The organism is Stieleria tagensis (genome assembly GCF_024129865.1).
GTDB lineage: Bacteria > Planctomycetota > Planctomycetia > Pirellulales > Pirellulaceae > Stieleria > Stieleria tagensis.
The window spans coordinates 1-13,516 of record NZ_JAMYFE010000042.1 but is presented as its reverse complement, the minus strand read 5'-3'; the positions used below and the strand labels follow the sequence as shown (position 1 = coordinate 13,516).

Sequence of the window (13,516 nt, the reverse complement as noted above, 5' to 3'; positions counted from 1 at the left end):
GAACCTGTTGGTGCGTGAATCACACGCTGAAAACGTCTCTTTTTGTGAAAATCACGGAATCGCATTTAGCTGGCGTGGAGGATTTATCCGACCGGTCGGATAGATCCTCCACACCAACAACACCCCGCACCTGCATTAGAGTTTCTTCGCGGTCAACAACACGATCAGATTCTGTTGTACCTGCTCCGTCTTCTTGCTCGATCGAAAGCTCCGATTCAAGTAGGGAATCGGAGTGCCAACTTCGGTTTCGTGAACTTTGACCGTTTGGAAATAGGGATCCAATAGAAACGTTTGATTTTCCGTCACGATCTGCTTGGCCTTGGCAATGCGGACCTGATGCGTCGGAATTTGAAGCGTTGTCTGGCTGGGGCCGACACCGTAAACGCTGTATTGCTGGACGTCGGTAATCGTTGACTGTTCGATCCGGGTGGTCAGTTGCAAACCGTCCTGCACGACATCGGCTAGCACGGCAAATTTCACTCCTTCGTTCAACACTTGAATCCCCGGGGTTGCGGCGGCATCCGGATCATTTTCGACCGGCTCCAATTCCGCCAAAAAGGGACGTTGAACCTGTTGTTGAAGTCCAGCGACTTGACCATCCGCGGCGATCATGACTGGTCGTGCAACAACCTTGCAATGTTCACGTTGAGAAACCATCTGCAATATTTCGGCACGCTGTTGTTTTGACATCACCGCTGACGTCACCACACTTGCCGATGTCGTCTGATGCTGGCTGTCCAATTCCGATTCACTGGCGATGACTTCGCCGGATTGGGTTGATTCGGTTGTCGGCTCATTCACGCGAGTGACTTGGGTGTGAATGTTTTCCGATCCGATCGATTCATACAGCTTGTCACGCATTTCTGCATCAACGTACAACAACTGAATCTCGAATCGAATCTGGCTTTTCACCTGCTGATAGCTTGCTTGGTTCAGCATACGCGAGGCAACCGTTCCGCTACCGACCGCCTGAATCACTTGGCCGTTGGCGTAAGGGCCAGAATCCGGGGGCGATGATTGAGCCGACACCATGGCCGTGGAACCACAGACCAAAGTAATGATGCTAACGATTCGAAGAATGAACATTGACCCTTCCTGGTAGCTGATTTTCGCCAGCGGACGTGAAACCACCGCTAACGATTCAAGTCAAACTGGCGCTGCCCAGTTGGGTATGTACTCCAAACGGGCCGTTTAGGGGAAGACGAATGCCAATCACTTTCCGCGCAACTGTACCGCGTCAATTTCTTCGTAGCTAAGCGAATGATTGGTATCGACTGTGATCCGCAACGCATCGACCAAATAGGATGTCGCATTCCAGGACACACTAAAATCGACGGGTGTCCCGGGTTGGCTATTGTCAGGTCCGATCGACACGATTTCAAACTCTCCGGTCGCTGCATTGCGAACTTCGACCTGACGGACAAATCCATTGCCGAATGTTTCGCGGATGATGGCACCGGTGGCAAACACCGGCGTCTGGAAACCAACCGTCAAAAATTCGCTGGTTCCATTTCGCGATTTCGGAACCCACGCGGTGCGCTGGTCGGCATACACAAACGTGTCGGCGGGACCAACGGCCTGGGCCGCGGACCAGGACGATGTGCTGTACTGAGAACTAAAATCGACGACGCTCGCGGCGTACTGCCAAAGCTCTAGATCAAATTGCAGTTCAAACAAATCGTCGTTTTGTCCGCCGATCCCATCGCCATTTTGGTCCAACAAGTTGCCTGCCAAGTCAGTGACCTGCGTTCCCAGCACCAACTGATAACTCCCAAACTGCGTTTGCCGGTCAAAATGGATGCGGAATTGATCTGCCGCGAGCGTTTCGACTCCGTTGACGGGGATCGCACCATTGGGCCCAGAGAGCGCTACGATGTCGCCAGCGGTCAAACTGCCTTCAGCAATCGGTTCACTAAACAACAGATCAATCTTGTCGATCGATCCCGGATGACCGTCTTGAGGATTCGTCTGGATCACTCGCGGCCCAACGACATCGGGTGCGACCACACCTCGCAAGCGAACCGAATCGATCTGTTCAAAGCCAAGTGAGTGATCGGTGTCGATGGTGATGCGGACGGCATCCACTGCGAACTCGGTCATCGGCCAAGAAACATTGTAATCAACCGGGGTTCCAGGTTGGCTGTCGTCTTCGCCAATGTCCATCGTTTGGAACAACCCCGTCTCGGCGTCGCGAACTTCGACGGCACGAACAAATCCGTTGCCGAACGTTTCTCGGATGATGGCGCCGGTCGACAGGACAGGCGTTTCAAATCCGACCGTCAATGTTTCCACGGTTCCATTGCTGGATTTGGGAGTCCAGGTTGTCCGCTGGTCACCATAAACGAACGTGTCGGCTGGACCCAGCGACTGCGCCGCGGACCAGGAAAGTGTGCTGTACTGGGAACTGAAATCAATCACCGTTGATGCGTCCTGCCACAACTCCAAATCAAACTCAAGTGCGAAGCGATCGTCGACCTGACCGCCGACCCCGTCTTGGTTCTGATCCATTAAGTTGCCCGCCAAGTCGCGAATCGATGGATCGACCAGCAATGAATACGTGCCAAATTCGGTTTGCAGGTCAAATCGTATTCGATACCGGTCTTCGGCCAACTGATCGATTCCAGCAATCGCGATCGGCCCGGTCGGTCCGCTTAACTCGATGACATCTGCGGCGGTAAACGTTTGAGGGTCGATCGGTTCACTAAAAATCAAATCAACTTGTTCGATCGATCCCGGATGCCCCTGCTGGGGATCTGTTGCGATCACGCGCGGACCACTGACATCCGGTGCAATTACACCTCGCAATTGAATGGCGTCAATTTCTTCGAACCCGAGGGAATGGTTGGTATCAATCGTCACTTTGACCGCATCGACAGGAAAATCCGTCAATGGCCAGGAGACGTCAAAATCCACCGGCGCGCCGGGCTGGCTTTCATCGATCGTCATCGGCATCTGGTGAAACAATCCGCTCTCGGCATCGCGGACTTCGATCTGTCGCACAAATCCATTGCCATAGGTCTGTCGGATGATCACACCACTGGACAACACCGGCGTGTCAAAACCGACGGACAGCCATTCCGTTGTGCCATTGCTGGATTTCGGCGTCCACGCCGTGCGTTGATCGCCATAGACAAAGGTGTCGGGCACTCCCAAAGCTTGATCGGCGGACCAGGACGTGGCACTATATTGTGAACTGAAACCGAGCACCGTCGAGGCGTGCTGCCAAAGCTCCAATTCAAACGACAAATTGAATCGATCGTCCGTTTGACCACCGATCTGGTCTTCGTTCTGGTCCAGCAGGTTGCCGGCTAAATCGGAGATCTCGGAACCGATTTCTAACGAATACGTTCCTTTTGTCGTCTGGCTAGCGAATGCAATCTGAAACGTCGTCTCACTTATTGCCTGGACCGAGATCGGTTCGATGGATCCGACCGGCCCGTCCAGACGGAGCACATCCGCGGTGGTAAAACTTGAGACAGCGATCGGCTCACTAAACGTCAGTTCGATATGATCGATCGGACCAGGGTGTCCCAAGTCTGGCGTGGTGGAAATGATTCGCGGACCGCGTAAGTCAGGTGCGGTCACGCCACGCAATTGAACCGCGTCGATTTGTTCGTATCCGGCCGAATGGTCGGTGCCGATTTGAATACGAACCGCGTCGACCGGATAACTTGTTTCCGGCCAAGCAACCAAGTGATCGACGGGTGATCCAGGCTGACTACCATCGCTGCCGGTTGAAACAATTTCGAAAACACCGGTTTCTGCGTCGCGGACTTCGACTTGAGTGACAAAACCATTGCCGAATGTTTCGCGGATCACCACTCCACTGGCCAAGACCGCGGTGGGAAACGCGACCGTCAAATTTTCGGTCGTACCGTTACGATTGCCCGGTGTCCACGCGGTTCGACTGTCGCCATAGACAAACGTATCAGGATCGCCGATCGCTTGTGCGGCCGACCAAGACGTCGTGGCGTATTGTGAACTGAAATCGACGACGCTGCTGGCGTATTGCCATAACTCAACACGGAAATCAAGTTCGAATTGGTCTTCGATCGATTCGCCATCGGTGCCATCTTGATCCTGGTTCATCGGCAACCCTTGAAGATCCAGAATCTGAGGACCGATCACCAGCGAGTAGTTTCCGAATGTGTCCTGCGGTGGGAACAAAATTTCGTAGACACTGCTCGACAAACGGTTCACCGCGGTCGCCGTGACGTCACCTGCTGGACCGCTGAAATGCGTCAGATCGTCTAGCGCAAACGTGCCATCCTGAATGGCTTCGTCAAACTCCAGTTGAATGCGACTGAGGGGCGCCGCGGCGCTGCCGTCGGGTGTCCAGTCGATCACGCGAGGTCCATCGACATCGGGCACGGTCACGCCACGCAATTGAACCGAGTCGATTTCTTCATAGGCATCCAAGTTGTGGTCGGTATCGACAGCGATGCGAACCGCGTCGACCGGAAACTCCGTTTGCGGCCACGACAGCACGTAGTCCACCGGTTGATTGGGCTGGCTAGGATCCGGGCCTGTGGACACCGTGACATAATGGCCGGTCGTGGCATCACGTACTTCGACGCCACGCACAAACCCGTTCCCGTAGGTCTCCCGAATCGACACTCCACTCGCCAACAACGGTCTTTCAAAACCGACGGTCAGAAACTCATCGGTGCCGTTAGCGTACAGGGGTGCCCAGGCGGTTTCGATGTCTCCATAGGCGAATGTATCCGGCGGCCCCAACGATTGCTCTGCTGACCAATCGGTTGAACTGTACTGGGAACTGAATTCGACAACATGATCGGCATACTGCCAGACTTCTAAGTTGAACTGAATCTCAAACGCGTCATCATCCGTTTCTCCGCCGACTCCATCGCGATCCTGGTCCATGGGATTCCCGGCGCGGTCCAAAATCTGTGGGCCGATCGTCATCGAGTAGTTTCCCAAAGCATCTTGGTAGGGGAACTCGATTTCGTATCGTCCATCACTCAGTGCCTGTAATCCAATGATCGGGATCGGACCACTGGGACCGTGGAACGCCACGATATCCTCTACCGTAAAGGAATTGGCGTCGATCCTTTCGTCGAACGTGACTTGAACCCGACTGGTTGGCAGATTGGTCGGACCGTTGGGCGTCGATGTGACGATCGCGGGCCCGACGGTGTCTGGGATGATTCGAAAGGTTGCGATGTACTGGTCGTCTGGAACTTGCCCCGCCTCCGCATCCCCGTTTTGATCCATCGGGTTAGCGGACGTGTCCAAAATATCGGGACCAATCGTCAGCGTGTAATCACCGAGCGCGGCCTGTTCGGCAAAGACGATCTCGAACTGGCGTCCGCCGCTGTCGGTAACCAGATTGATTTCGTCAACTGTGATCGCACCTTGTGGTCCTTGAAATGAAACAACATCGTCCGTTGTAAAACTTGTCGCATCAATCTTCTCATTGAATGCCAGCGTGACCCGACTGACCTCATGCATTTGATCCGTCGCCGGCGTACTCGCGATCACTGCCGGCCCTAACAAATCGGGGCGCACTGCGGCAGCAGCATTCAGCCGGCCTCCGGTCGTGGTCTTGCCCTGCAGTGCCGGCACCAAGTCGACTGTATCGAAGATGCGATCCCGCACCTCCTGGTAGCTCCACTGCGGATACTGGCTTTGCAAAAGTGCCACCGCACCGGTCACGTGTGGCGTCGCCATCGAAGTGCCGTTAAACGTGCTGTAGGTGTTGTTGCGTGTCGTGCTATAGATGCCGACACCGGGAGCTCCCAAATCCACTTGGGTGTGGCCGTAGTTGGAAAACGAACCCAATTGGTCGTTGTGATCGGTTGCTGCGACCGATAATAGATTGTCGTGCTCGAAGGCACTCGGATAAAAAGGGAACTGGTCGTTGTCGTCGCCAATCCCATCGCCGCCGCCATTGCCCGCGGCGGCGACAACGACGTGTCCGGCGCTTTGTGCATAGCTGATCGCATCGGCCAATGACTGAGAATAGCCACCGTTGAAACCCCAACTATGGTTCGACACGGTTGCGCCGTTGTCGACCGCGTAGTGGATCGCCGAAACAGCGTCCGCGATTGAACCACTGCCGCGGCTGTTCAAAAATTTGACGGCCATGATCTGCACGTCCCAGTTGACGCCGGCGATCCCGATTCCATTGTTCGCGACAGCGCCGATCGTTCCGGCGACGTGGGTTCCATGGTTGTGATCGTCCAACGGATCGCCGTCGTTGCCGGCAAAGTCATAGCCGTGAAGGTCATCGACAAAGCCATTGCCGTCGTTGTCGATTCCATCGTCGGCGATCTCGCCAGGGTTGACCCAGATATTTGCAGCCAGATCTGGATGCCGATAATCCACTCCTGTGTCGATCACCGCAATCAGTGTGCTAGCGCTGCCGGTGGTGACCTCCCAAGCCTGTTCCACGCCGATGTCGATACCGGGCGTCCCACCGGTCTGCCCAAGGTTCCTCAGGCCCCACAGCCGATCGTAATCGGGATCTGATGCGGTGGCCGACAGTTGCACTTGGTAGTTGGGCTCGGCATAAATCATGCCGGGATAGTTTTCGAAAAACTGAATCGATTCGTCGACGCCCAATCCCTCCGGCACGCTCATTCGCCACAACCCCGGCAGCACTTCGACGGCCTGATCCACGTCGCTTGCCGGGGCCGCCGGTCGCGCCTCTGGATGCAGACGCACCAACACGGTTGACGTGTCCACGGCACTGTCACTGACCGACAACGACGCAGCCAGCAACCATCGCGGCTCGAGTCTTTCCAGCAACGTCAGCAGTCGACGGCGCGCTCGCGGTCGACGTCTTGGTCGATACAAACTCATCTCGTTGCAATCCCGTTGGGTAACGACAAAGCCAGGGCGGCCACCGAATAACCCACCCCTCTATTGCCGGTGCCATTGTATGCAACGAGATCGCGTCCGCAGGCCACCTCGCAGCCCTGACCGCGGTTTGGCAGAAGCTTCCCTTTGGGTAAAACACGAAAAATGCACCTGCCACGGCCCCTTGGGCGAACCAGACGGGCGAAGCACTGATTGCAGAATTGCCACGTCGCGCCGCAGAGAGCCGACTACTTTTGCCAGGGCTCGCGAGCGTTGGCGGTGATCTCGGCATCCAGCTCGGTCATCCTCGTTTGCATTGAATCGACCCGCTGTTGATTGCTGGACGCCACATTGTTTTGCTCGCCGACGTCCGCCGTCACATCAAATAGCAAGACTTCTGGCGGTGGGAGCTTGGCATTGGGACGGTTGCGTGGCGGGCGTGGGCGTTTGACCAACAGCTTCCAATCGCCGATGCGGATGCCTTCGATTTCGCCCTGTGAGGTGTAATACAGATATTCCTCTCGCGGCGACTGTGTTGCCGTCCCATCCAGCAAGCCGGAAACATCCATACCATCAATCTTGTGATCTTTCGGCAACGCGGTACCGGTCAGTGCAGCGATCGTTGGCAACAGATCAATTGTGCCGACCAATTCATCACACTGGCTGCCGGCCGGAATCCGCCCCGGTCCCCACATCACGCAAGGCACACGCTGGCCGCCTTCGAACGTCGTCCCCTTGCCAGCGCGCAGCGGACCTGCCGAACCACCGTGGTTTTTGAATTGCAACCAAGGCCCATTGTCCGAGGTGTAAATCACATAGGTATTGTCGGCTAAGTCCAATTCACGAATCGTCTGCATCACACGGCCGACCTCGGCATCGATGTGCTCGATCACACAGGTGTATGCGTTTTGTGGATCTGGATCATATGCATCCGCCGGGACATACAGCGGGATGTGAGGCATTGAATGAGGCAGGTAGAGAAAGAATGGTTTGTCTTTGTTGGTCTTGATAAAGTCAACCGCGCGATCGGTGTAGCGGCGAGTCACTGTGCGTTGGTCGACCGGCAGTTCAACGATTTCTTCATTTTCCATCAGTGGCGTGTTCCACTGGGTCACTGCTGATTCTTGATTCCGCCACAGCTCATCCGACGGCACTCTGGGCTTGCCTTTGTTGTCGGGATAATTCATGTCGTTGGAATAGGGGATCCCAAAGTACGTGTCGAAACCATTTTGCTGTGGCAATGTTTCCGGGTGATGCCCCAAGTGCCACTTGCCGAAACAGGCGGTGGCATAGCCCTGGTCACTCAAGTGATCCGCAATCGTATGCTCGCTGGGGTTGAGCCCCTTGGTCGACGACGGGAACAGCACATGTTGATGCATGCCAACGCGTTTGGGATAACAACCCGTTAGCAAGGCGGCGCGCGACGGCGTGCAGACCGGTGATGCAACCATGAAGTTCGTGAACCGCCTGCCTTCGGCCGCCATTCGATCAATGTTGGGCGTTTTGATCTTGGTCGATCCGAAGCAACCTAAATCGCCATAACCTTGGTCATCGGCAAAGATGATGACGAAATTCGGTTTCGATTCGGCCGCTGCGCCGCGCATGGACACGGCCAGCATCAGCCCAACCACCGCTACGGCGCAAACCACCTTTCGAATTTGCCGATCAACTCGACTGACAGCACGGACATTGGGCGGAGCAATCGGAAACGACATTGGCGGGGTCTCGAGACAGGGGGGAAGATCTTAGCAATCAGAACGGAATCCGATCACACAGGATACATCACCTGCCCCCTCGCTGCCGCTGTGGGTCGGCGACGGCGACTTGATCCGCATTTCACTCGGCGTAGGATTCCAGTTCCACTTTCAATCGAGCCCGCGCCCGCGAAAGTCGGCTGCGAACCGTCCCCATGTTGATCTCCATGATTTCACCGATCTCGCGATAATCCAGGCCATCAAATTCACGCAGCAGCAAAATGCGACGATAGTGTTCAGGCAACCGCTCCAGCGCGGCGCGGACTTGTTGACGAGCTTCACAACGGGCCGCACTAGCAGCAGGACAATCGGCCGATTCGGTTCGCAGGCTTTCCGTCAGCTCGCCCACCGAGTCCAGTGCCAGCAGCGCCCGGTGCTTGCGAAAATGCGATCCACGGACGTTCAGCGCGATCCGATAGAGCCAACTATAAAATTGGCTCTGCATGCGAAACTTCTTGATAAATCGAAAAGCGCGCCCGAAGGTTTCTTGCACGATGTCTTCGGCCATCATCGGACAGCCGACGACTTCTGACATCGAATTCAACAAACGGCCTTGATAGCGAGTGACGAGCTGTGAAAAAGCTGCATGGTCCCCAGACTGCGCCGATTGGATCAGATCAGAATCCGCCCCCCGACGATTGCGCCCGGCCGAACGCTGAACGCCGAGATTAAACCGGGCGCTGGCTTGCATCGTGGCGTTGACCTAAAGTAGGGGGGGGTAGAAAGTCGGGTCCTGTCATGTAAGCGACAGAACCAACCACTATCCGCAGCACTTTTCAGGCAAATTTCCGCAACCACGCGGCAATCAACTACTCTGGCATCTGTCGTGCCGCCGCCCTCTGACTCTTGATTTCGAGCCAACTGAACTGACCATGAGTACCGAAAAAGGCGATATTTCGGGGGTTCTGACCGAGCTGGCCAAGGGCGATCCGGACGCGTTCGATCGCATCGCGCCGTTGGTTTACAACGAATTGCACCAAATCGCCCAGCGTTTGCTAAAAGACGAATCGCCGGCCCACACGCTGCAACCCACCGCGCTGGTCAATGAAGCGTATCTGCGGATGGTCGATCTGAATCGCATCGATTGGCAGGGCAGAACACATTTCTTTGCCGTAGGTGCAACGATGATGCGGCGGATCCTGGTCGACCATGCCCGCCATCGGCTGCGTCTCAAACGTGGCGGCGGAATGCGTCGGATTTCGCTGACCGATGACATGAAGGTTTCGGCGCGGCGCGATGAAGACATCTTGGCCGTCGAAGAAGCACTCGAAAAACTCTCGGGACTGGACGACCGACAGGCCAAGATCGTGGAGATGCGATTTTTCGCCGGCTTGACCGTCGAACAGGTCGCCGAGGTGTTGGGCATCTCGAAACGCACTGTCGAATCCGACTGGACAATGGCACGCGCATGGCTACGACGTGAACTGTCGCTGGAGGAAACCGAGTGACACCGGCGATGTACCTGCGTGTCAAAGAAGTGTTTGCAGCGGTGGTCGCGCTGCCACTCGATCAACGCCAGCAACGGATTGACGACGAGTGCGGGTCGAACACCGAATTGCGGAACGAAGTGCAGTCGCTGTTGCGTTATCACAGCGAAAAATCGTTGATCGAAACCGCATCAACCATTCCCTCCGCAGCCACGTTCAAAAACACACGCGACTTCTCGCTTGATCCTCGAATCGTCGTCGATCCAGCCAAACCACCGCGCGCCGGTGTCGGCGACCTGGGCATTGATCGCTCCAGCGAACTGGAGTGGCGGTTTGCCCAATCGACACAGCATCTGCTGCGCAGCCGTCTGATCGCCGCGATTGGCTTGGTCGTGTTGGTGGGAACGGCGATCACCATCTTTGGTATCGTCGGCGGTACGATCACCTCGGTCGCGGTCATCATCCGCAGCATTGTTTTCTTGATCCTGGCGGGCACGCTGTACCTATTGCGATTCCGAGAACGCCTGTCATTGAAACAGCTCCGCTGGCTCGAACTGCTAGTCGTAGCGGCACCGATGTTGGAACTGATGTGGATCTTAGTTCGCGGCACGAACCTCTCGGTTGCCACCGGGAACCACGATGACATCGACACCTTGCGGGCCATGGTCAGTACGGCAACGGCCATACACATCGCCATCTATGGCATCCTGATCCCCGCGACATGGCAACGCACCGCAGCGGTCACGGTCACCGCTGCGTTGATGCCGTCGCTGGTCGTCATGCTACACGAAGTGTTCCAAGACCATGTGGCGGTCGATGACTTCATGCACTACGCCAATCCAATGCTGACATTGCTGATGGCCATGGTGGCAACGATCGGCGCCCACATTGTGCATCAAGTCCGTCATCAGGCCGCCGCCGCCCAGTTGTACGGACAGTACCGACTGACCGAAGAAATCGGACGCGGCGCAATGGGCGTCGTCTACCGAGCCGAACATCAATTGTTGAAACGGCCGGCCGCCATCAAATTGATCCGTTACGAATCAGCCACTGACGAATCCGCGATCCGGCGGTTTGAAGACGAAGTCCAGATTTCAGCCACGTTGACCCACTGGAACACGGTGCAAATCTATGATTATGGACGCACCGAAAGTGGCGATTTCTATTACGTGATGGAGTACCTGGACGGCGAATCCGTCGCGCAACGACTGATTAAAAAAGGCACGCTGTCACTGGAGAAAACCATCTCGATCATTAGCCAGACCTGTGCCGGACTGGCCGACGCGCATCACCGCGGCATGGTCCACCGGGATATCAAACCCAGCAATCTGTTTCTGGCCCAGGTCGGGGGCATTGCCGACATCGTCAAAATCGTCGATTTCGGACTCGCCACTTCGATGACCATGGCAGCCGATGGCGGCCACAGCGAAATCTGTGGAACCCCCAGCTACATGTCTCCCGAACAGATCCGCGGTGATCGACTCGATGGTCGATCCGACCTGTACGCCATCGGCTGCGTCGCCGTCGAATGCCTGACCGGGGCGCCGCCGTTTTCGGGGCTGACTACATCGATGATGCTGAGCGAACAACTGTTCCGCGTGCCCGATTTATCGTCGATCAAAGAGATTGATCCTCCCATGGCGGAAGTCCTGCAACGATGTTTGGCCAAAGACCGCAATGACCGCTTTGACACGGTTCTGGAATTGCAATCCGCCTGTGAGAAAATTCTGCGCGACCGCCCGTCCACGGAACGCTAGCGTCGATCGATGCCAGCGGCGTCAAGATCAGTCGCGTTTTGGAACGGAACCGCGGGCCTGCCAATTCGGGTGTTCGGTATGCGCCTGATCCATCATCGCTTCCAAACGTTTGACAGTGCCTGGGTTTTCACTCGCCAGGTCCGTTGCTTCGCCAATGTCTTGACTGAGATCGAACAGCTCGGTGGCACCCGTTTGCCATGGCATTCGAATGGCTTTCCATTTCCCCGCGCGAACGGCTTGCTTGCCGCCCTGTTCATAGAACTCCCAGTACAGATACTCGTGATCGACTTGCTGATCAGGGTGCCCCGTGATCGTCGGCACAAAACTGATCGAATCGGTATGGTCGGGGCATTTCACTCCCGCCAGTTCCGCGGCACTGGCCATCAGATCTCCGAAATAACTGATGTGATCGCTGGTCGTTCCCGCCGGCGTGGTCCCAGGCCAGCGGACGATCAATGGAACACGAATCCCACCCTCGTACAAATCTCGCTTCATGCCCTGCAGCGGACCAGCCGGATCGAACCGCTCGGTGTCATGCCCACCCTCGTCATGTGGACCGTTGTCACTGGAGAACATCACGACCGTATCGTTGGCGATCCCCAATTCATCCAAACGATCCAACAACCGACCGACGTCACCATCCATCCGAGTGATCATTGCGGCCTGTCCCTTGTCTTGATCACTCCAATCCTTGTCGGCATAGGGAGCAAAATCGGGGATTTCCTGACCGTTGCCGGTCCCACCGGACGCTTCGTTGTTGGCGTGGGGAATGGTCAGCGACAAATACAAAAAGAATGGCTTGTTCGATTCGGCGGCCGCTTGATCAATGAACCCCAGCGCCTCTTCGGCAATCAGGTCATGGCTGTAATCAACTTTCTTAGTCGCCCAGCCACCGGTGAACCCACCATATGACTTGTCAGCACGCTGGACCACGTTTCGCAGCGGTGACTTGGTCTCATTTCGCCACAAAAATTCCGGGTAGTAATTGTGAGCGTGAACTTGGTTGAGATAGCCATAGGAAAAATCAAACCCCTGGCGACGTGGCAGTCCCTCGCGCCCGCCGGGTGCTTCATCGCCCAGCCCCCATTTGCCACACAGACCGGTTTCGTATCCCGCGTCTTGCAAGACCTCGGCAACCGTCACGTCTTGATCGCGCAGTGACTGTTTGGACATGTCCGGACCGCTGGCGTTGCCGCGCACATGCGTGTGCCCCATGTGTTGTCCCGTCATCAGCACGCTGCGTGACGGAGCACAGACGGTGTTGCCGGCGTAAAAATCGGTGAACCGCATGCCCTCGGCTGCCATCTGGTCCAAACGCGGAGTTTGAATCAGTTGCTGTCCATAGCATCCCAAATCGCCATAGCCCAAATCGTCCACCAAAATGAAAACGATGTTGGGATGTTGGGCTCGCTCGGCCGACGTCGCAGTACCGTTCCAGCCCAACAGCAGCAAACAACAGGCCAACAGAATATGAGGAGATGGGGTATTCATGGTGCTCAACACGACTCCGATTCAATCAGACGGGGAAACAGCCGACGAGTATAAACAATCTTGTCTTCCATGACGGACCATCGGCGATTGAATGCGCCGGCGCGCCAACTCGACTAGAATGAACACCCCACCCTACAAGTTTTGAAGTTGCGTTCGTTGTGTGAGACATTGGTTTTCGCTAACCCGACGTCTGAGTTTTGAAGCCAGCGCTTTTGCGTGAGGCATTGGTTTTTGGTAACCCGAAGCGTCACTTCAACGGCGCTGG

The 13,516-nt window shown here is 56.0% G+C and carries 7 protein-coding genes; 2 read left to right on the top strand and 5 right to left on the bottom strand.

All coding sequences use genetic code 11. The annotated features are described in order from the left end of the window. Positions 1-135 precede the first annotated feature (135 nt). The 4 genes from NHH03_RS09575 to NHH03_RS09560 form a co-directional block, all read right to left on the bottom strand. Complete coding sequence (locus NHH03_RS09575; RefSeq protein WP_253155635.1) at positions 136-1,086, bottom strand: type II and III secretion system protein; 951 nt, start codon at positions 1,084-1,086, stop codon at positions 136-138. 126 nt (positions 1,087-1,212) lie between these two features. Beyond that, the gene (locus NHH03_RS09570) at positions 1,213-6,825 is read right to left on the bottom strand and encodes a S8 family serine peptidase (protein ID WP_253155634.1); all 5,613 of its coding nucleotides are present in this window, start codon (positions 6,823-6,825) and stop codon (positions 1,213-1,215) included. A gap of 245 nt (positions 6,826-7,070) precedes the next feature. Further along, complete coding sequence (locus tag NHH03_RS09565) at positions 7,071-8,441, bottom strand: sulfatase family protein (protein WP_253155817.1); 1,371 nt, start codon at positions 8,439-8,441, stop codon at positions 7,071-7,073. A 217-nt stretch (positions 8,442-8,658) separates the two neighbouring features. Further along, complete coding sequence (locus tag NHH03_RS09560) at positions 8,659-9,267, bottom strand: RNA polymerase sigma factor (protein WP_253155632.1); 609 nt, start codon at positions 9,265-9,267, stop codon at positions 8,659-8,661. A gap of 181 nt (positions 9,268-9,448) precedes the next feature. Here NHH03_RS09560 and NHH03_RS09555 point away from each other — a divergent pair, with 181 nt between their 5' ends. Together NHH03_RS09555 and NHH03_RS28150 are read left to right on the top strand one after the other, a co-directional pair. After that, positions 9,449-10,024, top strand: coding sequence for a sigma-70 family RNA polymerase sigma factor (locus tag NHH03_RS09555; protein WP_253155631.1), 576 nt, complete (start codon positions 9,449-9,451; stop codon positions 10,022-10,024). Next, positions 10,021-11,760 (top strand): serine/threonine-protein kinase, encoded by a 1,740-nt coding sequence (locus tag NHH03_RS28150; RefSeq protein ID WP_253155630.1) that lies wholly within the window; start codon positions 10,021-10,023, stop codon positions 11,758-11,760. The genes NHH03_RS09555 and NHH03_RS28150 overlap by 4 nt, the downstream gene beginning before the upstream one ends. Before the next feature lie 27 nt (positions 11,761-11,787). Here NHH03_RS28150 and NHH03_RS09545 read toward each other — a convergent pair whose 3' ends face one another. Then, a complete protein-coding gene (locus NHH03_RS09545) occupies positions 11,788-13,251 on the bottom strand; it encodes an arylsulfatase (protein ID WP_253155628.1) in 1,464 nt (487 codons plus the stop codon). Between the last annotated feature and the right edge of the window lie 265 nt (positions 13,252-13,516).